Here is a 20,994-nt window from a genome sequence, read left to right on the forward strand (position 1 = left end):
GACCACGGTCGGGGTCACGATCCGGGACCGCGGACCGGGCCCGGAGCCGGGTGCCGAGGCGGGAACGGACCCGGCCCGGAGCTGGGTCAGGAGCCGAGTGGCGGGTCCAGCGGCGGGGCCGCGACCGGGGTCGACAAGATGAAGATATGCCGGGTTTCTCCCGCTGCCGGGGTTACCGTGCCCGCATGCACAAGAACACTCCGTCACGGGGCGCAAGGGGCACGGGGAGCGAGTGGAGCGCGGAGCGCGCCGGGGGCGCGGCGGACGCGCGCGGCGGTTCCGGGACCCGGCGAGCGGGCGGCGCACACGGCGCGCGCACCCGTGGACGAAGCGCCCGGGACTCCCGCTACCCGCGCACGGCACGCACCACCCGGGCCGCGCGCGCCGCGCGCCGCACCCGGCCCGGGGTCCGGCTGACGCGCCGGGGCCGCGTCGCCCTGGTCGCCGCCGGGATCGTGGTGGCCGTGACCGCCGCGGCGGTGCCACTGCTCGCCCTGGGCGGCGGCGGTGACACGGAACCGGCCTCCCTGGTCGTCCCCGAGGGGCGGCGCGCCGCCCAGGTCTACGAGAGCATCGACGAGGCCCTGGACCTGGCGCCCGGCACCACCGGCAAGTCCGTCGCGGCGGCGGAGCTGGAACTGCCCGAGGAGGCCGACGGCAACCCCGAGGGCTATCTCTTCCCCGGCACCTATCCGCTCGGCGGGAAGCCGACCCCGGAGAAGATGCTGACGGCCATGGTCGGCCGGGCGAACAAGGCGTTCCACGGCGCGCCGGTGGCCGCCGGGGCCCAGCGCAACGCCCTCGACGTCTACCAGGCCGTGACCATCGCCAGCATCGTGCAGACCGAGGCCGCCACCAAGGACGACATGGGCAAGGTGGCCCGGGTGATCCTCAACCGGCTGGAGCGCGGCATGCCCCTCCAGATGGACTCCACCCTCAACTACGCGCTGGGCCGCCCCGCGCTCGCCCCCACCACCGAGGACACCGGCAAGGACAGCCCCTACGACTCGTACCGGCGCATGGGGCTGCCGCCGACCCCGATCGCCGGCCCCGGCGCCGACGCGATGCGCGCCGCCGTCGAGCCGGCCCCGGGCGACTGGCTGTACTTCGTCACCGTCCGGCCGGGCGACACCCGGTTCACCGCCGACCTCGCCCGGCACCGGCGCGATCTGGAGGAGGCCGACCGGGCGCGGCGGAGCGCGTCGCCGGAGGAGAGGGCCGCGGCCGGGTGACCGGACGCGGCCGCGCGCGGCGGCGTTCTCACGCGGCGGCCGGTTCCGGTGCGGACAGCAGCCGCCTGATGTCCCGTACGGCCGCGCGCCCGGCCCGGTTGGCGCCGATGGTGCTGGCGGAGGGGCCGTAGCCGACGAGATGGACGCGCGGGTCGGCGGCGGCGCGCGTCCCCTCCAGCCGGATGCCACCGCCCGCCGCGCGCAGCCGCAGCGGGCGCAGATGGCCGAGGGCGGCCCGGAAGCCCGTCGCCCAGAGGATCACGTCGGCCTCGATCCGCCGCCCGTCGCCCCACTCCACCCCGTCGGGGGTGACGCGCTCGAACATGGGCAGCCGGTCCAGCACGCCCGACCGCAGTCCCTCCCGGATCGCGTCGTTGAGCGGCAGTCCGGTCACCGACACCACGCTCATCGGCGGCAGCCCCCGGCGCACCCGCTCCTCCACCAGCGCGACCGCCGCCCGCCCCGCCTCCTCGTCGAACGGTCCCTCGCGGAACACGGGCGGACGCCTGGTGACCCAGGTGGTGGCCGCCGCGTGCGGAGCGGTCTCCAGGAGGTGCTGGGTGGCGGAGGCGCCCCCGCCGACCACGACGACCCGCAGCCCGGCGAACTCCCCGGGCCCCTTGTACCCGGCGGTGTGCAGCTGACGTCCGCGGAAGGTCTCCTGGCCGGGGACGCGCGGCCAGAACGGCCGGTCCCAGGTGCCGGTGGCGTTGATCAGCGCCCGGGTCGACCACACCCCGTCCGACGTCTCGACCCGCAGTCTCCCGTCGCCGCCCTCCCGCACCGCTTCCACGTCGACGGGCCGGCGCACGCGCAGGTCGAAGGCGCGCTCGTAGGCCGCGAAGTACGCGGGGACGACCTCGGCGGACGGGCGCGCGGGATCGGCGCCGGTCAGCTCCATGCCCGGCAGGGCGTGCATCCCGTGCACCTTGCCGTACGTCAGCGACGGCCAGCGGAACTGCCAGGCGCCGCCGGGGCCGGGGGAGTGGTCCAGCACCACGAAGTCGCGCTCCGGCTCGAACCCGGTGCGCCGCAGGTGGTAGGCGCCGGCCAGCCCCGCCTGCCCGGCACCGATGACGACGACCTCAACCTCACGCACATCGTTCACGCTTCTACCAACCGCCCGATCGTCGCGGATCTTCCCCTGGGGTGGCGGGGGTGGTGGCGGGGGCGCGGGCGGACCGGGCGTGGGCCGACGACCGGGTTCGCGCACCGCGCCGGGCTTCCGAACGGGCCGCGCCGCCACCGGACGGGCGCGGCCCGGTGCGCCCCGGGCGGGGCGGAGGCGCATGCGCCAGGATGGGGGCCATGCCCGATGCCTTCACCACCCGAGTCCTCGACCTCACCACCGGCTCCGCCGAGCGGGTCGCCGACATCACCGGCGACTGCGAGTCCTTCCTGCGCGAGGCGGCGGCGGGCCGCGACGGCCTGCTCAACGTCTTCGTGCCGCACGCCACCGCCGGGGTCGCGATCATCGAGACCGGCGCCGGCAGCGACGACGACCTGCTGACCGCCCTGCACACGCTGCTCCCCGCCGACGACCGCTGGCAGCACCGCCACGGTGCCCCCGGCCACGGCCGTGACCACGTCCTGCCCGCCCTCGTCCCCCCGCACGCCACCCTCCCGGTGGTCGACGGCCGCCTCCAACTCGGCACCTGGCAGTCGGTGTGCCTGGTGGACACCAACACCGACAACCCCGAGCGTCAGGTGCGTCTGTCGTTCCTGGGCGCGTGAGGTCCGGCTCACCTCGCGGTCGGCCCGGGCCCGTCCCGCGGACGATGTCCGGTTCGGGGCCCGCGCCGGCGTCGTCGTCGGACCGGCCGGACCACCGGCTGGAGGGGGGCACGTGAGCCGGGAGACCGGTGCCGTGCTCGATCGCGGGGCTTCCCTGTCCCGCGCGAGCCGCGACGGAAACGGCCGACGGGCCGAATCCCCTCGCAGGTCACCTGAGGACCGGGTCGCCCGTCGACACGGACGGCCCGGCGCGGCGTCACCATGCCAGGTCTAGGCCAGGTCGAGGAAGCTCCATCGTGCCTCGGGCCGGGCGCCGCTGAGCCACACTCCGCAGCTCTGGAGCACCACCGGACCCGCGGTGATGTGCTGGGTCCCGGTGTTGAGATCGCGCAGGAAGCGGTCGATCGGGCCGCGGCGGATCGCCGCCGAGCCCGCCCAGCGGTGGACCGTGCCGCCCACGTCCCGCGCGGTCGACGTCACGTGGCTGAGGACGAGGCGCAGCAGCGTCTCCTGGTCCGTGGTGAGCGGGTCGCCCGAGTCGAGAGCGGCTTCGACGTCGTGCCACACCTCCGCCGCCCACGCGCGGGCGGCCCGGAGCCGGGCCTCCGCGGTCGCGTACTCCGCGTGGAACTGGGAGGTGTCGACGGCGGCACCGCGCGTTCCGGCGCGGGCCCGGGCAACCCCCTTCAGCTCGTCCAGCAGCCGCCGTCCGACGCCGAGTGCCCAGCCGGTGTGCCCGATCGCGGCCAAGTCGACCAGACCGAGGCGGTAGACGGCGCCACCGTTGACCGGGGTGGTCGTGGTGGCGGGGTAGGTGTACTCGTGCGGGACGTACGCGTCGTGGCAGTGGTAGTCGACGCTGTGCGTGGCGCGCAGCCCGAGCACGTCCCAGTTGCCGTCGAGCGAGACCTGCGACTTCGGCATGACGAGGACCCGCATCTCCCCGGTGTCCTCGACCTGGATCAGGCTGTGGACGTGGGTGGCGTGCGCCATTCCGGAGGCGAACTGCCAGTTGCCGCTGACCAGATAGCCGTCCTTCACCGGAACGGCCCGGCCGGGCCGGGCGCCGTGCCCGGCGACCAGCGCGTACTCCCCGCCGGCGACGTCGGGGAACAGGTCTGCCGCCGCCGCGTCCCCGATGTAGGCCGCCGTGGAGCCGGTCACCAGTTGCAGTGCGAACATCGTCCAGCCGGCCGCCGCGTCGTGGTAGCTGAGCCGCTCGACCGTCTCGATCAGTTGCAGAGGGGCGAACTCGTGTCCGCCGAGACTCTCCGGCAACTCCGCCCGGACGATTCCCGTGTCCAGAAGGGCCCGCGCGCTGTGCTCGGGGAGTCTGCCGAGGTCCTCCGCGGCGTCGGCGTCCGCGTCGAGCGATCTGCCCACGGTGTCGATCCGGTCCAGCAGAGCGGGCAGTTCCGGGCTGAGATGCAGTCGAGCCGTGGGCGTCATGCCGAACCTCACTTCACCGTTGCCGATGAGACGTCATGTTCCATGTCATGTGCGGGAGTTCGTTCGTCCGGGTCCGATCGACCCGCCGAGCGCGATCGTCTCACGCGGGTGGTCCGTCGCATGCCGAACAGCCGCAAGGCGGGGCGGGGAACAGGTGCCCCGCTCGCCGAGCCGACCGTCGAGCCGCTCCGGCCCATCCGCGAGCCGGTGGACACCGGCACCGACAACCCCGACGGCTCCGAGCGGCCGCTTCTCCCGGGCTGAGCGCGAACACCCCGGGCTCCGGGGCGTGTTCCGGGTTCCGGTGAGGTCCCCCCCCCGCGCCGTGCGGTGCCGCCGCCCGCGGGAGCCCTCCCGCCTGGGCGGGGGCCGGGCGAAGGGCGGGCGGGGCCGGGGCGGGGCATTCCCCCGGCCTCCCGGTGCTGGTTCGGTGGGAGCAGCCATCGGACGGGGGGTGCGGTGATGGACGTCGACGGCTCGGGGGCGCTGGTCGTGGCGGTCGTCGGGGTGATCGGGACCCTGCTGTCGGCCCTGCTCACCCAGCGCGCGGCCGAGCGCAGCCGACGGCGCGAGCAGGAGCGGGCCGAGCGGGCGCGGGAGCGCGCGCGGGAGGTCGGGGAGCGGCGCGACTGCTACGTCGCCCTCAACGCCGCCTCCCGGCAGTATCTGGCCGCCCTCACCGACCAGTTGCACGCGATCGGCCGCCCGGAGGACACCGATGCGGTGCGTCCGCGCCTCACCGGGGCCCGGGACCTGCACCGGGACGCGTACGCCGAGGCGCAGATGCGGCTGCCCGACCCCGTGCTCGCCCCGGCCGGGGAGGTCGCGCACGCGCTCGGCGCGCTCTACGGCAAGCTGCGGCGGCTGGACGACGGCACGCCCCGGCCCGGCGACGCGCTCGACGCCGTACCGGGGGAGATCGACGCCCTGTGGGAGGCGCTGCGTGAGCTGCGGCGCGCGATGCGCGGGGACCTGGGGGCACCGGGGGAGCCGGGGGCACCGGGAACGGGGCGCGCGGGGCCGGGCGCGTGCCGCCGGGGGACCGGTCCCGGCGCCACCGGGGCGGGCTCCGCACGGTGACCGGGCGTCGGCCGGGAGGCACCCGAAGGGGCCGCCGCCATCGCTGCCCCCTCGCCTCACGGGACCGGACGGCGGCGGTCCGTGAGGCGTGGGGAGCGGCAGTGGAGGAGGACGAGGAGAGCGACAGGGACCGGGCGCCCCGGGACCGCTCCGTCCGGGGCGCCCGGGAACCCGCGCGCCGCTGATCCGGGATACCTGGGCCGCGCCGGAGCCCGGCTCCCGGGACGCCTCGGCCGGTGCCCCGGGTGCGCCTTCCCCGTGCGGGCCGCCCGTCGGCTTGTCCCGGCGCGGCGTCCGGTGCCATGGTGGTCGGCATGGCACCGCCGTCCCTTGAACACGCCTCGGTACTCGCGGAATTACAGGTGGTCCGGAGGGCGGGGCCGCTGCGGCTGCGCGGCCGCGACGACCTGCCCCTCCTCGAAGCGGCCGCGGCCGGGCTCACGGCCACCCGGCCCCGCGAGGGCGCCGTGGAGGCGCTGCTCCGCCGCGCGGTGGAACGGCTCGACCCGGGCACCCTGCGCACCGCCGCCGAGTACACCCTCGGTCTCGCCCAGGGCACCCGGGACTGGCCGGCCTCCTCCCGGCGGGCCCGCGCGGCCGAGGTGTACCGGGTGAGCGTGGAGCGCTTCCGCAAGCACCACGAGGTCATGGTGCTGGGGCAGGTCGCCGAGCACATCGTGGAACTCGCGGAGGGCGGCGGCGAACCGGACGGGGCCGACCGGGAGGGCGCCACCCACCGGACCCTGGACGTCCTCGCGGGCGACCGCGGCGCACGCCTCACCCTCCACATCCACCCGGTGGACCTGCTGCGGGACCTGGACGTCGTGGTCTCCCCGGTCAACACCCACTTCGCGCTGCCCGAGTCGTACAAGTCCTCGGTCTCCGCATCGCTGCGCCGGGCCGCCTCGGTGCGCGGTGTCACCGGCGACCTGCTGGACGACCCGGTCCACGACGAACTGCGCACCTGGGCCGCTCGGCACGCCACCGGTGGCCGCCCGGTGCTCCCGGGAACCGTGGCGGCGACCGGGTCCGGTGCCCTGGCCGGAGCCGGTGTGCGCCGGATCTACCACGCGGCGGTGGCCGTGCCCCGGGCCGGCACCAACGACTACGACGTGCTGCCCGCCGACGTCACCCGCGCCACCTCGCGCGCCCTGGCCCTGCTGGCCGAGGAGCACACCCGGTACGCCCCGCCGCTGCGCTCGGTCTGCTTCCCCCTGCTCGGCTCCGGCCGGGGCGGGCTGCCGTACCGGGTGAGCGCCGCCGCCGTGTGGAGTGCCGTCGAGGCCGAACTCGCTCGCGGGGCGCGGTGGGACGTGCACTTCGTCGGGCACACTCCGGAGGCGGCCCGTGCGGTGGAGCGGATCGCAACCGGAAACCGCCCCGGCCGCGCCCGGCCCGCGCCCGGCCGCTCCGGTTGACCGGGAGTACGGGCCGCTCGGCGGAGCGCGCACCCCGGGGAAGCCCGTCCTCCCCGGGCGGCCCGCCCGGCACAACCCACCCTCGAAGTAAGGGCGTTGGCCCGAAGGAGGCCGGCGTCGCGAAACGCCTCCGGGTGTTCGGCCGACCGGGCTCGCACGACCGCCCCAACGGGCCGCGACCGTCCCCGACATGCCGCGCGGCACGCCGGGTGACGACCGCAGGACGCCTGCCGGGTGCCCCGCCCGCGTCCGTCCCCGGCGCCGATGGACGGACCCACCGCCTCGTGCGTGGTCGTGGACACCGACTCCAGCGGTGTCTCCCGCCGTCGCGGGCGCCGAGGGAATCACGTGGGCCCGGCCCCGGAAGCGGAGGGGCGGGACCGGAGGGCACGGCGCCCCATCCACCCGACCCCGGCCGCCTTGTCCCGCCTCCCGGCCGCCCCTTCCCGCCCCCCGGCCGAGGGGACCCTGTCGGCGTGCCCCCGGCCCGACCGGCCCTCGCGTGCCGGGTCCGGGTGCCCGGTCCAGGTGGCCGACCGCGCCCGCGCGGCTAGCATCGGGAGTGCCCCGGCGCAGGCGCGCGGGCGGCCCGCACGGGGTCCGGGACGCCGGCCGGTGCGACGGCCGTCCGGCCCGGCCGACGGGACCGTTCGGTCAGGTACCGGGCCGGGGTGGGGCGGCCGGACGCGACGGCGGGACCCACAGGCCGCCGACACCGGACGCCGGACGTCGGAAGGACCGGGACAGCGCGCCCGGCGGTGCCGGAAGAGGGAGAGCAGGAAACATGACGGAGCCCGTCCGGAACGTGCTGGTCCTCTCCCTCGGCGGGACCATCGCCATAACCACCGACCCCGCCACCGGCGGCGTCGTCCCCGCGCTCCCGGCCCGTGAACTCCTCGCCGCCGTACCCGCCCTGGCCGCCAGTGGCATCGGTGTCCGGGCGCGGGACGTCCGGCGGCTGCCCGGGGCCTCGCTGACCTTCGACGACCTCGCCGAACTGTCGGCCGTCATCGAGGCGGAGCTGGACGGCGGCGGCACCGACGGCGTGGTCGTCACCCAGGGCACCGACACCATCGAGGAGACCGCCTTCCTCCTCGGCCTCCGCCACGGTCACGAACAGCCGGTCGTCGTCACCGGAGCGATGCGCAACCCCACTCTGCCCGGCGCCGACGGCCCGGCCAACCTGCACGCCTCGGTGCTCGCCGCCGCCGCGCCCGCCCTCAGGGGCGCCGGCTGCCTCGTGGTCCTCGGGGACGAGGTGCACGCGGCGCGCGCCGTCCGCAAGTCCCACACCACCAGCCCCGCCGCCTTCACCTCCCCGTCCTGCGGACCCGTCGCCCGGATCGTGGAGAACCGGGTGCGCCTCCTGGGCGGCCTCCCGCCGCGCGGCGTCCTGATCGGACCGCCCGTCCGCGAGGCCCGCGTCGGGCTGTACACCGTGACCCTGGGCGACGACGGTGTGCTGCTGGACTCCTGGCAGGGGGCCTGCGACGGCCTCGTGGTGGGGGCGCTCGGGGCCGGGCACGTCCCGGAGCGCCTCGTCGGGCCGCTCTCCCGGCTCGCGTCCCGCGTCCCCGTGGTCCTGGCCTCCCGCATCGGCAACGGGCCGGTCCTGTCCGGCACCTACGGCTTCCCCGGCTCCGAGAAGGACCTCCTCGAACGGGGACTGATCGGCGCCGGTGACCTCGGGCCCCACCAGGCGCGGCTCCTGCTCCACGCCCTCCTCGCCCACGGCTCCGACGGACCCGCCGTCCGCGAGGCGTTCGCGGCCGCCGGGGGCTGAGCGGGGCGGGCGGCGACGGGGCCGCGCCGCTCAGCGCGGCGGCGGTGCCGCGGGCGCGGGCATCCCCACGGGGGCGTAGGGCGAACTCTTCGGCGGGTCCAGCGGCGGCCGGTACAGCTCCCGCTCCCCGTCGTCGAAGGGCCCGTGGGCGAAGGCGGCCACGGAGCCGATCGTCCCTCCCCGCTCCAGGACGTCCGCGACGGCACCGAGATACGCGGACAGCGAGGGCAGGCTGCGGCTGAAGCCACCCGAGCCGTCGTGCCACTGCCTGCCGATCCGCCCCTGGTGCGGTCCCTCCCGCGTGTCGATGATCCGCGCGTCCCCGTTGCCGTGTGCCCGGGGAATCCACCGCGGATGCCACCACGGCTCCTCGCCGTCCTCGGGCAACACCGGTACGCCCGGGTCCCGTTCCTCCTCCTGGAGTATCCCCATGGGCATCTGCCAGAACCCGACGATCCCGGTCACGCCCCGGGGAGTCCTCTCCGGGAGGTCATGTCCTCGTACCGCATCCCGTCGTGGCACGCCGGGGACTCCAGCAACGCCTCGGGGAGCCGCAGGCCAAGGATCTCCCGCGCCCGCTCGACCTCCCGCGGACCGACGCGCCCCGTCCGGGCCTCTCGGCCCCTGCCGTCCCCCACGGCCCCGGTTCCCCACGGCTTCCGGACTTCACGGGGAGAGTGCCCCCGGCCCTCGGGCACTCTCCGCCCCTTGCGGCCCCAGAGCCTGCTACGGGCCCGAGGTCCCCCAAGGGTCCGCCCGCCCCTACGGGTCCCGGGTCCTCTACGGGGTTCTCGGGTCCTCTGCGGGGTCTCGGGTCCCCTACGGGTCTGCCCGCCTCCGCCCCCTACGAGCCCACGCCTCCCCCCAGCGCCCCGCCCCCCGTGCGGTCCGGTCGGCCGGTCACCCCCTCACGGGTCCCGCCCGGAGCGGCCGCGCGGGGCCCGGCGGACCGTCTTCCGTCAACCCGTGTTCGCCCAGGGAGCCCACCGTCAGGCCGGCCGAGCGGCAGTCGGACACGATGTCCGGGAGGGCGCCCAGGGCCGCCCGCCAGCTCCCGGCGGCGGAGGCGTGGTCCGTGTCGTGCAGCAGCAGCGTTCCGCCGTCGCGCAGACCGGCGGCGGCCGTCGACCGCACCGACTCCGGCGTGGCGTCCCGCCGCCAGTCCTCGCCCCACGCGGTCCACAGCACCGTACGGAGCCCGGCCCGGCGGGCGGCGGCCCAGCGTCCGGAGGTGAGGATGCCGTAGGGCGGGCGGTACCAGCGCGGCGCGCTCCCGGTGGCCCGGCCCAGCGCGTCGGCCGCACGCCGTACCTCCTCGGCGTCCCGCCGGGGTGACGGACGCCACGGGCGGCTGTGCGTCCAGCCGTGCACGGCGGCTTCGTGCCCGCGCAGCACCAGCTCGCGGGTGAGGGCGGGATGCCGTACTACGTTCTCGCCGAGGACGAAGAAGGTGGCCCTGACACCGAGCGTGTCCAGGACGTCCAGGAAGCGCGGGGTGGACGCGGGATCGGGGCCGTCGTCGAAGGTCAGCGCGACGTGCCCGGGGCTGCCCTGCCCGGCCAGCCCGGGGAACCAGCGCCGCCGCACACCCGGCAGCCAGGTGCCCGCCGTCCCGATGTGCGCCAGCCCGGCCGCCACCGGCACGGCGGCGTACCGCACCGCCCGTCCGGAGCGCCCCCGATTCCATGCTCCAGCCGCCCCGGTCACCGCACGCGTGCCGCTCACCATGCCTCCCGTCTCCGGCGTCGCACCCCGCACCCCCGAACCTGGGCCCGAAGCCCTCCTGTCCCTGCCCCCTGCCGCCCTGCCCCGCTCCGCATACCGCCCGGCCGGCCGTGACCTCCCGCCCCGTCGGCCCTCGCCCCCTCCGTCACCCGTCCTCCCGCTTCCGGCCCCGCCGTCCCGGCGCGGGGCCCGCGCGGACCGGCGGGGCAGTGTCCCAGGCACCGTGCACCGATGGGGCGCCGGCCAGGCCGATGCTGCCCAGACCCATCAGGGCCGCGCCGGTGAGCTCCGGGAGCACCCGCACGCCGAGCGCGATCTGCTCGCCGAACAGGGCCCAGCCGAGGGCGACGCTGGTCAGCGCGTCCCCGAGGGTGAGCGTCGGCTGGGAGGCGGCCAGGGTCCCGGCCCGCAGCGCGCTCTGCAGCAACAGGAAACTGAGCATCCCCAGCCCGGCCGTGGCGTAGGGCGGCCACTGGGTGAGCACCGCGCCCGCCCCCTGCGGAAGCCGCCCGGTTACCTCCTTCATCAGCCCCGCCGTTCCGCCGAAGCCCACCGCCGACGCCGACCCGAACAGGGCCGCCCGGGGGGCGCCCCGCACCAGTCGCCCCACGGCCGTGAACCCGGCCATCGCGCCGAACAGCGCCAGGCCCGCCCAGCCCCACCGTCCCGGAACCGCCGTGTCCCGGCCCGGCGAGGGCGCGGCCGCGCCGAGGAACAGCGCCAGCCCCACCGCCAGGGCCGCGAACGCCAGCCAGGTCCGCCGGTCCGGGCGACGGTGGAAGACCGCGCTGCCCACGGCCAGTGTGAACAGCAGTTCGGTCGCCATCAGCGGCTGCACCACGGACAGGCTGCCCACCGCCAGCGCCGCCGACTGGAGCACCGCCGTCACCGCGAGCAGCGCCGCGCCGCCCAGCCAGTACCGGTCGCGGACCAGCCGCAGCAGTGAGCGCACCACGGTGTGGGCGGCCCCGGCCCGCTCCTCGTCCTGGGCCGCCGCCCGGCGCTGGAGCACCGAGGCCGCCGCGTTGCACAGGGCCGCGAGCAGCGCGAGGACGACGGTGGGAACGGTCACCGGCGCGCACTCCCCGAGTCCCGCGGTCCTTCCCGGCCCGCTCCCCGCCACCCCGCGCGGCCCGTGCCCCGGCCCGGCCCCCGGCCCCCCGTCGGTCCCGCTCCCCGGTCCCTCGCCCGGTATGTCATCCGAACCGCGTGGCCAGCCGCCGGTACAGCCCCGGCACTGTGCCCCGGACCCGGCACGGCAGCCGCAGCCAGCCCGGCACGTACACGTCGTCGCGGCCCCGGACGGCCGCGTCGCGCACCGCGTCGGCCACCCGCTCGGCGGGCACCGGACGGGGCCGGGAGCGCCGGTAGGGCGCCCCGCGGCGCTCGAAGAACGGTGTGTCCACGACCCCCGGCACCACATGGGTGACGCCCACCCCGGTGCCTCGCAGTTCGTAGCGGAGCGAGTCCGCGAAGGTGCCGAGCGCGGCCTTGGCGGCCGAGTACACGGCCTCGCCGCGCACCCCGACCGCCCCCGCGAGGGAGCCGATGAGCACCACCCGCCCCGAGCCCGCCTCCACCATCCCCGGCAGCAGCAGCCGCACCAGCCGCAGGGTGGCCAGGACGTCGATGCCGAAGACCTCGTCGATGGCGTGCGGGGGCATGTCGTGGAACTTCCCCGCCCAGCCGATCCCGGCGCCGGCCACCAGCAGGTCCACCGGGCCGACCGTGGCCTGGGTGAAGTCGGTGAGCAGCCGGTCGGCGCCCGGCAGGGTGAGGTCGGTGGCGAAGGCGGTGGCCCGCGCCTCCTCGGCCACGTCGCGCAGCCGGTCGGGATCGCGCCCGCTGAGCACCAGCCGCCAGCCGCCGTCGTCCCCGAGCCTGCGGGCCACCGCCGCGCCGATGCCCGAGGACGCCCCCGTCACCAGGGCCGTGCGGGTGCGGATGCCGGGACCGCCGTCCGGACCCCGGGGCCGGGCGCGGCCGGCGTCGGGCGCGGCGGCCCGTCCCGGCCGGGGGCCGGGCCGGGTGCGGGAGAACGCGTGGACCATGGCACCCACCTTGGCCGCGGACCGGGCATCGCGCGAGCCGGCGACCGTGCCCCGGGGCCTCCCGGACCGCTCCCCGCGTGGCCCCGACGGGCCGTCGGACCCGACCGGCGGGCCACCGAGCATGCCCGGAGACGGAGACGGAGACGGAGACGGAGACGGAGACGGAGACGGGGCCGGGGCCGGGGCCGGGGCCGGGGACGGAGACGGGAGCAGGTGCCGGGGCCGGGGACGGGAGCAGGTGCCGGGGCGGGACCCGGCGGGGCGTGACCGGATCACCCGCTCCCGTCATGGTTTGACCGCATCGTTCCGGGCTACCTGACGCACCGTGCATCCTCCCAGCTCACCGGCGTCCGGGACGGGGCCCGCGGCGCCCGCGCGGCGCCCCGGCCGCCTGCTGGTGGTCAGCGCGAGCATGGGCGCCGGGCACGACACGGTCGCCGCCGAGGTGGCCCGCCGGGCCCGGGAGGGCGGTGGTGACGCGCTGGTCACCGATGTCCTCGCGCTCCTGCCGTTCGGGCTCGGCCGCGCCCTGCGCTTCCTCTACCGGGGCTCGGTCCGGCACGCTCCCTGGGCCTACGGCGCGGTGTACCGCCTGTTCCTGCGCCCCGGGCCGGGCCGACGCCCCGGCGGCACGCCGCTGGCCCGGCTGGCGGGCGGGCGGCTGCGGCGGCTGGCCGCGGCGTGGGAGGCGGACGCGGTGGTGCCGGTCTTCCACCTCGGCGCCCAGCTCACCGGCCATCTGCGGGCCCGCGGACTGCTGCCGGTGCCCAGCGTGGTCCTGGTCGTCGACTTCGCCGTGCACCGCCAGTGGCTGCACCCCGGCAACGACCACTACCTGTGCCTGACGCCGGACGCGGCCCGCGAGGTGCGGCGCGCCACCGGCGCACCGGCCACCGTCTGCGGTCCGGTGGTGGCCCCCGGGTTCCTGACGCCCGACGCCGGGGCGGGGGCACCGGCGGCCTCCACCGGGCCCGCCCTCGCCCTGGTCGCGGCGCCGGACGCGCCGGACGCGCCGGACGCACCGGACGCACCGGACGCGCCGGGCGCCGGCGGCAGCGACGGCGGAAGTCCGCCCGGCACCGGGCGGTCCGCCGGTCCGACAGCGGGTACCGGCGGCGGCCCCGGTTCCGGCGGGCCGGGCGACACCTGGCGGCTGTTCCTCGCGCGGCACGGCCCCGGCCGGGTGCCCGTCGTGCTGTCCGCCGGGGCCTGGGGGGTCGGTTCGCGCCTGGACGCCACGGTCCGGCTGCTGGCCGCGCACGGCTATCTGGCGGTGGTGCTCTGCGGGGCCAACGACCGGCTGCGGGGCGAGCTGTCGGGCACCCCGGGTGTGCTCGCGCTGGGCTGGGTCGGCGACATGCCCGGCCTGCTGCGGGCCGCCCGCGCGCTGATCGACAACGCCGCCGGGCAGACCGCCGTGCAGGCCCTCGCCGCCGGGCTGCCGGTCATCGGCCACCGCCCGATACCGGGGCACGGAGCGGACGGCGTACGGCGGATGGCGGACCTGGGCGTCTCCGACCTCGCCGGCAACGGCGCGGCCCTGCTCGCCTCCCTGCGGCGGCTCACGGCGCCGGGTCCGGAGCGCGAGGCGCGGACCGCCGCCGGACGCGCGCTGTTCCGGGACGACCCGGTGCCGCTGATGACCGCGTACGCCCGCGCCCGGCGGGGGGCGGGCACCGGCGGGTGAGACCGGGGCGCCCGCCGGACGCGCCGGTCAGTCGCCCGAGGCGCGCTCGGCGCGCTCCTCGTGGAGCTTCCTCACCCGCGCGGCCTCCTTGCGGACGTCGGCCTGCACTGTCCGCTCCCGCTCCAGCCACTCGGGGCGCTCCCGCTTCAGCTCCTCGATCCGTTCCGTGGTGAGCGCCTCGTCCACGCCGCCGCGCCGCAGGCCCGCGATGGACACACCGAGCTTCGCCGCCACCACCGGCCGGGGGTGGGGGCCCTCGCTCCGCAGCTTCCGCAGCCACTCGGGCGGGTCGGCCTGGAGCGCGCTCAGCTCGGAACGCGAGACGACACCCTCACGGAACTCGGCGGGGGTGGCCTCAAGGTAGACACCCAGCTTCTTCGCCGCGGTCGCGGGCTTCATGGTCTGGGTGTTCTGGTGCGACGTCATGGGGTCCAGGGTATCCAGTGGCCACCGGGCCGCCGACCACACCCGGCGGCCCTCCCGCCGGCCCCGGCCCGCCCCGGTGGTCGGGCCGGGGCCACCGCGCCCGGTAGCCTGGACGGGTGACAGGCTCGGAAGAACCCCCCGCGTTCCGGCTCGCCTACGTCCCGGGGGTGATGCCCGACAAATGGGTGCGCATCTGGAACGAGCGGCTGCCGGACGTCCCGCTGTCCCTGACCCAGGTCTCCCCGGACGAAACGGACAGCGTCCTGCGGGAGGGCGGGGCCGACGCCGGACTCGTCCGGCTGCCCGTCGACCGCGCGGTGTTCAGCGCGATCCCCCTGTACACCGAGACCACGGTCGTCGTGGTGCCCAAGGACCACCTGGTCACCGCGGCCGACGAGGTGACCCTGGCGGACCTGGCCGACGAGATCGTGCTGCACCCCCTGGACGACGTGCTCGGCTGGCAGACCCCGCCCGGCCGTCCCGCCCTGGAACGCCCGGCCACCACCGCGGACGCGGTCGAGCTGGTCGCCGCGGGCATCGGCGTCCTCGTCGTCCCCCTGTCCCTGGCCCGGCTGCACCACCGCAAGGACCTCGCGCACCGCACGGTCACCGACGCCCCCGGTTCCGGTGTGGCGCTCTCCTGGCGCGAGGACGCGCACACGGACCTGGTGGAGGAGTTCATCGGCATCGTCCGGGGCCGCACCGTCAACAGCACCCGGGGCCGCCCCCGGGCCGAGCCGGCGGCGGAACGGAAGACCGGGCGCGGGGACGCCGCGCGGCGCAAGCCGACGCCCGGCAAGTCCTCCGGCGGCGCCCGGCGCGGCTCGGGCACGGCGCGAGGTTCGGGCGGCGTCCGGGGCGCGGGCGGCTCCCGGAGCGGGCGGCGCGGCAGACCCGGCCACCGCTGACCGAGCCGCCACCCCGACCGATCCGCACCCCGGCCGAGGATCACCCCCGCCATGGCCGACGGCCGGCAGCTCGCACCGGCCGTCGGTCCCCGCTGCCCACCGGGCCCTACCCGCCGGGCTCTACGCCCCGGCCTCCCCCGCCGTGTTCCGTTCCGGTCCCCCTCGGGCGCGCCGGGCCGAGCGCTCCAGCCAGTCGAGGGCGCCCCGCGCCGTGAACTCCCGCTGCCCGCCGCGCAGCAGCAGGTCCGCCGTGGCGAAACCGGGGTCGCCGGCCGTCTCCGGGAGGTAGGGCACGGCGATGCAGCGCATCCCTGCCGCGTGGGCCGCCTCGGCGCCCGGGACCGCGTCCTCGACGACCACGCAGTCCGCCGGGTCCGCCCCCAGCCGCCGGGCCGCCTCCAGGAAGACGTCGGGGGCCGGCTTGCCCCGCGCGACCTCGTCGGCCGAGACGGCGGTCCGCAGCCGGGCGTCCAGCCCCGTGCCGGACAGCACCGCCGCGATGGCCTCCGCCGAGGAGCCCGAGGCCACGGCCATCGGGACGTCCGCCCGGGCCAGCAGCTCCACGAAGGCGCGCATCTCCGGGTAGGCGCGGGTGCCGCCGCGGGCCAGCTCCAGATAGTGCCGGTTCTTCGCCGCGAGCAGGTCGTCCACCGGAGCCTCCAGGCCGTACCGGTGCTTCCAGCCGATGACGGTCTCCCGGGTGCTGATGCCCACGGAGCGTTCCTGGTCGGCCCAGGTGAAGTCCGGCACCCCGTGCTCGGCGAGCAGGCGGCGGCTCGCCTCGTAGTAGTTCGGCTCGCTGTCCACGAGCGTTCCGTCCAGGTCGAAGAGGACCGCGATGCCCCCCGGAGTGCTCATCCGACCAGCATGCCGTAGCCACGGTCCGCCCGGGGCGGGATTCGGCGGCCCGGGAGCCCGCGCGGGAACACCGACCGGGGGAGCGCTCCCCGTGGGCCGGTCCGCCGGTCCGCGACGGGGCCGGACGCGGCGGCGCGGCCCGCAGGTGGGGCGCGACCGTGAGCGGGTCCCTGGAGCGGGGCCCGGAGCGGACCCACGGCACGGGGACCGCGCCGCACCCCCGTACCGCGCACTCACCCCCGCACCGCACCCCGTACACCGCGCCCGGCACCGGCCACGCGCTCTCACCCCCGCGCCGCGCGGCCGATCGACTCCACCAGCGGCAGCAGCCGGTACGGCACCCGTTCCCGCAGCGCGACCTCGCTGCGGGTGCGCACCACCCCGGGCAGGCTGATGAGCTTCTGCACCACGTCCTCCAGATGCGCGTTGTCCCGCGCCACGACCCGGGTCATCAGATCCCCGCCGCCGGTGATGGAGAAGGCCTCCACGATCTCCGGGACGGCGGCCAGCGCCTCGCCCACCTCGTCCAGACGCCCCTGGGTGACCTCGATGTGCACGAACGCCAGCACCGGGTGGCCGAGCGCCGCGGGGGAGAGCGCCGGGGCGGTGCCGGTGATCACGCTCTCCCGCTCCAGCCGGTCCAGCCGGGCCTGGAGGGTGCCGCGGGCGACGCCCAGGAGGCGGGCGTACTCGCGCACGCTGGTGCGCGGCTGCTCCAGCAGCAGCCGCAGGATGCGGGTGTCCAGTTCGTCGACGGCCATGACGCCCGTCCGCTCCCCTCGTCGGCCATTGGTATGCCGGTGGCTGCCGGGACACCGCATCGACTGTACCAATGGCACAGTCGTGAAGCGGCCTGTTGAGCCACTGGCGGAAAGGATGCTCCCATGGGGGTGTCGATGGCGCTGCGGACCCCGCGGCGCCTTTTTCATGCCGGGAACCGCGCGGACGGCGATCCGTGCGGAAAGGGGGCGATACGTGGTGCTGAAGAGGGTGTTCGTGGCTCCGGACCCGGGGCGGGCGCGGCTGCGCTTCGCCGCGCGGGGCGTCCTCGGCATCGGCCTGGCCGTCATGGTCTGCGGGTCGGCCGGGATCTCCCTGGTGGGCGTCGTCGTCGGCGGGCTCGCCGCGCTGCTCGCGCTGTTCACCGTCACCGACCCGGCCGTCCGCGGCCAGGCGGTGACCACCGCGCTGCTCCCCGCCGCCGGACTGCCGGTGCTCGCCCTGGCCGCCGTGCTCCACGACCTCCCGGTCGCCCGCGACCTGGTCTTCCTCGCCGTGGTCGGCGCCGGGGTGTACGCCCGGCGCTGGGGACCGCGCGGGCACAGCCTCGGCGTGTTCGCGTTCATGACCTTCTTCATCGCCCAGTTCCTGCACGCCACCGCGGACCTGCTGCCCGAGATGTTCGCCGCCCTGCTGCTGTCCGTGGCCGCCGCCGGGGCCACGCGCTTCGGCCTGTGGTGCCACGAGCGCCGCACGCCCCCGCCCGCCGCGCCCGCACCGCCCCCCGGCCGGGGGCTGGCCCGCGTCACCACCCGCCAGGCGGTCCAGGCCACCGCCGGCGCCGCCTTCGCGCTGGTCGTGGGGCAACTGGTGTCGGGGGACCGCTGGTACTGGGCGGTCGGCGCCACCTGGTGGGTCTTCGTCAACACCACCTCGCGCGGCGAGACCCTGGTGCGCGGCTTCCGCCGGGTGCTCGGCACCGTCATCGGCATCGGCGCCGGGTTCCTCGTCGCCGTCCCGGTCGCCGGGTCCGGGGTGCCCACCGCCGTCCTCGCCGCCGTCTGCGTCTTCGGGATCTTCTACACGGCCGCCGTGTCCTACACCTGGATGATGCTCTGCGTGACGGTGCTCGCCGAACTGCTCTACGGGCTGCTCGGCGTGCTCGGCCCCGGGCTGCTCGCCCTGCGGCTCGTCGAGACGGGCGTGGGCGCCCTCGGCGCCGCCCTCGCCGTGCTCCTGGTCCTGCCGGTCACCACCCACGCCGTCACCCACGCCCGGATCGAGCGCGCCCTGCGCGGTGTGCGGGCCTGCACGGCCGAGGCCGCCGCCCGGCTCGCCGGGGACGACTCCGCCGACCCGGGGGCGCGGGTCGCCGAGCTGGAGCAGGCGCTCGCCCGGGTACGGCTGTCGGTCGCGCCGCTGGTGCACCCCCTGCACCCGGTGCGGAGCCGCAAGCGGCGCGCCCGCCGGGTGCTCGCCCTGCTCGACGACTGCGCCCGGGAGGTGCGCGGCCTGGCCGCCGTCGCCGCCGACCCGGAGGCCTCGCACGACGCCCGGCTGGCCGCCGCCTGCTGGCGGGTCGAGAGCGCGGTCGAGGCCCTGACCGGCGGCGGGGCCGTCCCCGCCCGCGCGGAGCGCCCGCTCGCCGCCGGACCCGCCCACGCCCATCTGCACGGCCTGGAGGACGCCCTCGCCGAACTCGCGGCTCCGCTGCGCGCCCCGTCCGGCTCGCCCCTGGTGGGCGCCTGAGCACGGGTTCCCCCGCCTCGGCGGTGCCAAGTCCCCCCTTTGGTCTAGACCGCACGTGATCGACTGCTACGGTCGCCCGGAGCACGCATCGGACGAGGCACCCCGCCGGGGCGCGGGGCAGAGAGGGGCCAGCGGTGGCAGACGGCGGGAGACGACAGCGGCGGGCGTTCATCGGGTCGTTCACGGCGGCCGGCGGACCCGGGATCGTGACGGCGGCCGTCGACCCGGACAGCGGCGCCCTCACCGCCCTCGGCGCGGACGGCACCCTGCCCGACCCCTCCTACCTGGCCCTCGCCCCCGGGGGGGAGACGCTCTACGCGGTCAGCGAGACCGCGCCGGGCGCGGTGGCCGCGTACCGGGTGGCCGGGGACCGGACCGAACCTGCGGGCCGCCCGGTGCCGGTCGACGGCGACGGGCCCACCCACCTCGGCCTGCACGCGGGGCACGTCCTCACCGCCAACTACGGCTCGGGCAGCGTCAGCGCCGTACCGGTCCGCTCCGACGGCACCCTGGCGCGCGGCGCCTCCGGGGTCCTGCGGCACACCGGTTCCGGCCCGCACACCCAGCGCCAGCAGGCACCCCACGCCCACCAGGTCCGGTCCGACCCGAGCGGGCGCTGGGCGGTCAGCGTGGACCTCGGCACCGACTCGGTGCGCGTCTGCGCCCTGGCGGACGGCGCCCTCACCGTGCACCGGGAGATCGCCCTGCGCCCCGGCTCGGGCCCCCGCCACCTGGCCTTCCACCCGGACGGCGGGCACGCCTACGTGGTCAACGAACTCGCGCCGACCGTGACCGTCTGCCGCTGGGACGCCGCCGAGGGGGTGCTGCGGCCGCTCACCGAGGTGCGGCTGCTGGCCGGGCCCGCCGCGGGCGACGCCTATCCGTCCGGCATCGTCGTCTCGCCCGACGGCCGCTTCGTGTGGACCGCCACGCGGGGCGAGGACGTGGTCTCGGTGCTGGCCGTCGAGGGGGACGCCCTGCGGCTGCTCGCCACCGTCTCCTGCGGCGGCCGCTGGCCGCGCGACATCGCCCTGTCGGAGGGCCTGCTGTACGTGGCGAACGAGCGCTCCGGGGACGTCACCTGGTTCACCACCGACCCGGACACCGGCCTGCCGGCGCGCGCCGGATCGCTGCCGGTCGCCGCCGCCTCCTGCGTCGTCCTCGGCTGACCCGCCGTACGTCCCTCCCGGGGGACGGCGAAGGGCCCGTCCCTCCGGGGAGCGGGCCCTTCGGCGGTGCGGGGGCGGGTCAGCGGACCGGGGAGCCCTGCGACGGCTGCGGGGCGATGCCCAGCGTCGTCGTGTACTTGGCCAACGCCAGCTTGCCGATCGCCGGGTAGGGGCCGAGCGGGTCGGCCGTGGCGCAGCCCGCCTCCCGGGCGGCCTCCGCCAGCAGGCTGCGCTCGATCTCCGGGCCGATCAGGTACGGGGCCAGCGCGAGCTGCCGGGAACCGGAGGAGCGCAGCCGCTCGGCCACGGTGGCGATCGAACCCTCCTGGTCCAGGGCTGCCGCCATCACCGGCACGGCCAGCCGCGCGGCCAGCAGCATGCCCGTGATCCCGGCCGCCTGCACCGCCTCGTCGCCGCCCACGGAGGCCAGCACGATGCCGTCCGCGGCGGTCGCCACGGTGAACAGCCTCGCCCGGTCGGCGCGGGCCAGACCGGCCTCGGAGAGCCGCACGTGCAGCGCCTCGGCCAGCAGCGGGTGCGGGCCCAGCACATCGGTCAGCTCGGCCGCGACCCTGCTGTCCATCACGGCCTGGCGGACCCTGCGCAGCAGCGCGCTGTCCGGACCGGCGAGCAGCGGCACGACGACGGCGACGGGCCCCTCGGGCTCCTTGGCCTCCAGACCCGCGGCGAGCGCCTGCTCGTAGCGGGCGACGCGCTCCTCGGCGGCGTGCAGCAGGACGACCGGCAGCGACGGGTACTCCACGTCGTCGCCGTCGAGGTAGCCGATGCGGGCGTCGAGGCCCGGCAGTTCGGAGCGGGCGATGCTGATGACCTCTTCGGCGAGGCCGCGGGTGGCGCTACTGGGCGTGCCCGGCACCGCGAGGACCAGCGCGGGCGCGCCCTCGGGGGCCACCAGCGGCTCGGGACGGCGGTGCCGTCCGGGCTGGCGGGGGCGCGGCATTCGTACAGGCAGGCCGGCGGGCCCAGTGGGGGAACTCATGGCGC

Annotated in this window: 20 protein-coding genes; 10 read left to right on the forward strand and 10 right to left on the reverse strand. The window is 77.2% G+C overall.

What is annotated here, in order from left to right; translation table 11 throughout:
- The first annotated feature begins 185 nt into the window (after positions 1-185).
- Complete coding sequence (gene mltG / locus ACZ7LB_RS10140; protein ID WP_471466819.1) at positions 186-1,232, forward strand: endolytic transglycosylase MltG; 1,047 nt, start codon at positions 186-188, stop codon at positions 1,230-1,232.
- A 28-nt stretch (positions 1,233-1,260) separates the two neighbouring features.
- Here mltG and ACZ7LB_RS10145 read toward each other — a convergent pair whose 3' ends face one another.
- Positions 1,261-2,340, reverse strand: a complete 1,080-nt coding sequence (locus ACZ7LB_RS10145) for an NAD(P)-binding domain-containing protein (protein ID WP_471466820.1) — start codon at positions 2,338-2,340, stop codon at positions 1,261-1,263.
- A gap of 200 nt (positions 2,341-2,540) precedes the next feature.
- On the opposite strand from ACZ7LB_RS10145, the gene ACZ7LB_RS10150 reads away from it, so the two are divergent.
- Positions 2,541-2,966: a secondary thiamine-phosphate synthase enzyme YjbQ gene (locus ACZ7LB_RS10150; RefSeq protein WP_471466822.1), complete on the forward strand. Its 426-nt coding sequence runs from the start codon at positions 2,541-2,543 to the stop codon at positions 2,964-2,966.
- Positions 2,967-3,236: 270 nt separating this feature from the next.
- Here ACZ7LB_RS10150 and ACZ7LB_RS10155 read toward each other — a convergent pair whose 3' ends face one another.
- A complete protein-coding gene (locus tag ACZ7LB_RS10155) occupies positions 3,237-4,415 on the reverse strand; it encodes an acyl-CoA dehydrogenase family protein (protein ID WP_471466824.1) in 1,179 nt (392 codons plus the stop codon).
- A gap of 120 nt (positions 4,416-4,535) precedes the next feature.
- On the opposite strand from ACZ7LB_RS10155, the gene ACZ7LB_RS10160 reads away from it, so the two are divergent.
- The 4 genes from ACZ7LB_RS10160 (at position 4,536) to ACZ7LB_RS10175 (ending at position 8,696) form a co-directional block, all read left to right on the forward strand.
- Positions 4,536-4,679 carry a hypothetical protein gene (locus ACZ7LB_RS10160; protein WP_471466826.1) on the forward strand — a complete coding sequence of 48 codons (144 nt, stop codon included), beginning with the start codon at positions 4,536-4,538 and terminating at the stop codon, positions 4,677-4,679.
- 198 nt (positions 4,680-4,877) lie between these two features.
- Complete coding sequence (locus tag ACZ7LB_RS10165; protein WP_471466828.1) at positions 4,878-5,495, forward strand: hypothetical protein; 618 nt, start codon at positions 4,878-4,880, stop codon at positions 5,493-5,495.
- A 314-nt stretch (positions 5,496-5,809) separates the two neighbouring features.
- Positions 5,810-6,913 (forward strand): macro domain-containing protein, encoded by a 1,104-nt coding sequence (locus tag ACZ7LB_RS10170; protein WP_471466830.1) that lies wholly within the window; start codon positions 5,810-5,812, stop codon positions 6,911-6,913.
- A 784-nt stretch (positions 6,914-7,697) separates the two neighbouring features.
- Entirely contained in the window at positions 7,698-8,696 is a 999-nt protein-coding gene (locus ACZ7LB_RS10175) for an asparaginase (protein WP_471466831.1), read from the forward strand.
- Between the two features lie 30 nt (positions 8,697-8,726).
- Here the strand turns inward: ACZ7LB_RS10175 and ACZ7LB_RS10180 are convergent, their stop codons facing one another.
- From ACZ7LB_RS10180 to ACZ7LB_RS10195, 4 genes are all read right to left on the reverse strand, one after another.
- A complete protein-coding gene (locus ACZ7LB_RS10180) occupies positions 8,727-9,161 on the reverse strand; it encodes an SMI1/KNR4 family protein (RefSeq protein WP_471466833.1) in 435 nt (144 codons plus the stop codon).
- Between the two features lie 435 nt (positions 9,162-9,596).
- Positions 9,597-10,424, reverse strand: coding sequence for a polysaccharide deacetylase family protein (locus tag ACZ7LB_RS10185; RefSeq protein WP_471466835.1), 828 nt, complete (start codon positions 10,422-10,424; stop codon positions 9,597-9,599).
- 142 nt (positions 10,425-10,566) lie between these two features.
- Positions 10,567-11,493: a DMT family transporter gene (locus tag ACZ7LB_RS10190; RefSeq protein WP_471466837.1), complete on the reverse strand. Its 927-nt coding sequence runs from the start codon at positions 11,491-11,493 to the stop codon at positions 10,567-10,569.
- Positions 11,494-11,617: 124 nt separating this feature from the next.
- A complete protein-coding gene (locus ACZ7LB_RS10195; protein WP_471466838.1) occupies positions 11,618-12,472 on the reverse strand; it encodes an SDR family NAD(P)-dependent oxidoreductase in 855 nt (284 codons plus the stop codon).
- A 325-nt stretch (positions 12,473-12,797) separates the two neighbouring features.
- Between ACZ7LB_RS10195 and ACZ7LB_RS10200 the strand changes: the two genes are divergently transcribed.
- Complete coding sequence (locus ACZ7LB_RS10200; RefSeq protein WP_471466840.1) at positions 12,798-14,159, forward strand: MGDG synthase family glycosyltransferase; 1,362 nt, start codon at positions 12,798-12,800, stop codon at positions 14,157-14,159.
- A 27-nt stretch (positions 14,160-14,186) separates the two neighbouring features.
- Here ACZ7LB_RS10200 and ACZ7LB_RS10205 read toward each other — a convergent pair whose 3' ends face one another.
- A complete protein-coding gene (locus ACZ7LB_RS10205; protein ID WP_471466842.1) occupies positions 14,187-14,585 on the reverse strand; it encodes a DUF5997 family protein in 399 nt (132 codons plus the stop codon).
- A 116-nt stretch (positions 14,586-14,701) separates the two neighbouring features.
- Here ACZ7LB_RS10205 and ACZ7LB_RS10210 point away from each other — a divergent pair, with 116 nt between their 5' ends.
- The gene (locus ACZ7LB_RS10210; protein ID WP_471466844.1) at positions 14,702-15,493 is read left to right on the forward strand and encodes a LysR family substrate-binding domain-containing protein; all 792 of its coding nucleotides are present in this window, start codon (positions 14,702-14,704) and stop codon (positions 15,491-15,493) included.
- A gap of 120 nt (positions 15,494-15,613) precedes the next feature.
- Here the strand turns inward: ACZ7LB_RS10210 and ACZ7LB_RS10215 are convergent, their stop codons facing one another.
- Together ACZ7LB_RS10215 and ACZ7LB_RS10220 are read right to left on the reverse strand one after the other, a co-directional pair.
- The gene (locus ACZ7LB_RS10215) at positions 15,614-16,351 is read right to left on the reverse strand and encodes an HAD family hydrolase (RefSeq protein ID WP_471466846.1); all 738 of its coding nucleotides are present in this window, start codon (positions 16,349-16,351) and stop codon (positions 15,614-15,616) included.
- 284 nt (positions 16,352-16,635) lie between these two features.
- Positions 16,636-17,112: an Lrp/AsnC family transcriptional regulator gene (locus ACZ7LB_RS10220; RefSeq protein WP_471466848.1), complete on the reverse strand. Its 477-nt coding sequence runs from the start codon at positions 17,110-17,112 to the stop codon at positions 16,636-16,638.
- 217 nt (positions 17,113-17,329) lie between these two features.
- Between ACZ7LB_RS10220 and ACZ7LB_RS10225 the strand changes: the two genes are divergently transcribed.
- On the forward strand, positions 17,330-18,820 hold the full coding sequence (locus tag ACZ7LB_RS10225; RefSeq protein ID WP_471467154.1) for an FUSC family protein: 1,491 nt from the start codon (positions 17,330-17,332) through the stop codon (positions 18,818-18,820).
- Positions 18,821-18,954: 134 nt separating this feature from the next.
- Positions 18,955-19,989, forward strand: a complete 1,035-nt coding sequence (locus ACZ7LB_RS10230) for a lactonase family protein (RefSeq protein WP_471466850.1) — start codon at positions 18,955-18,957, stop codon at positions 19,987-19,989.
- Positions 19,990-20,068: 79 nt separating this feature from the next.
- On the opposite strand, the gene ACZ7LB_RS10235 is transcribed toward ACZ7LB_RS10230, so the two are convergent.
- Positions 20,069-20,989, reverse strand: coding sequence for a sirohydrochlorin chelatase (locus ACZ7LB_RS10235; protein ID WP_265293196.1), 921 nt, complete (start codon positions 20,987-20,989; stop codon positions 20,069-20,071).
- Positions 20,990-20,994 lie beyond the last annotated feature (5 nt).

It is taken from the genome of Streptomyces sp. NPDC107521, assembly GCF_055598485.1.

What these genes read in the sequence shown, in the direction of transcription:
- ACZ7LB_RS10220 (WP_471466848.1), bottom strand. Translation starts at nt 17,112, where the DNA reads ATGGCCGTCGACGAACTGGACACCCGCATCCTGCGGCTGCTGCTGGAG.
- ACZ7LB_RS10165 (WP_471466828.1), top strand. Translation starts at nt 4,878, where the DNA reads ATGGACGTCGACGGCTCGGGGGCGCTGGTCGTGGCGGTCGTCGGGGTG.
- ACZ7LB_RS10195 (WP_471466838.1), bottom strand. Translation starts at nt 12,472, where the DNA reads ATGGTCCACGCGTTCTCCCGCACCCGGCCCGGCCCCCGGCCGGGACGG.
- ACZ7LB_RS10160 (WP_471466826.1), top strand. Translation starts at nt 4,536, where the DNA reads ATGCCGAACAGCCGCAAGGCGGGGCGGGGAACAGGTGCCCCGCTCGCC.
- ACZ7LB_RS10215 (WP_471466846.1), bottom strand. Translation starts at nt 16,351, where the DNA reads ATGAGCACTCCGGGGGGCATCGCGGTCCTCTTCGACCTGGACGGAACG.
- ACZ7LB_RS10175 (WP_471466831.1), top strand. Translation starts at nt 7,698, where the DNA reads ATGACGGAGCCCGTCCGGAACGTGCTGGTCCTCTCCCTCGGCGGGACC.
- ACZ7LB_RS10235 (WP_265293196.1), bottom strand. Translation starts at nt 20,989, where the DNA reads ATGAGTTCCCCCACTGGGCCCGCCGGCCTGCCTGTACGAATGCCGCGC.
- ACZ7LB_RS10150 (WP_471466822.1), top strand. Translation starts at nt 2,541, where the DNA reads ATGCCCGATGCCTTCACCACCCGAGTCCTCGACCTCACCACCGGCTCC.
- ACZ7LB_RS10170 (WP_471466830.1), top strand. Translation starts at nt 5,810, where the DNA reads ATGGCACCGCCGTCCCTTGAACACGCCTCGGTACTCGCGGAATTACAG.
- ACZ7LB_RS10205 (WP_471466842.1), bottom strand. Translation starts at nt 14,585, where the DNA reads ATGACGTCGCACCAGAACACCCAGACCATGAAGCCCGCGACCGCGGCG.
- ACZ7LB_RS10185 (WP_471466835.1), bottom strand. Translation starts at nt 10,424, where the DNA reads ATGGTGAGCGGCACGCGTGCGGTGACCGGGGCGGCTGGAGCATGGAAT.
- mltG (WP_471466819.1), top strand. Translation starts at nt 186, where the DNA reads ATGCACAAGAACACTCCGTCACGGGGCGCAAGGGGCACGGGGAGCGAG.
- ACZ7LB_RS10155 (WP_471466824.1), bottom strand. Translation starts at nt 4,415, where the DNA reads ATGACGCCCACGGCTCGACTGCATCTCAGCCCGGAACTGCCCGCTCTG.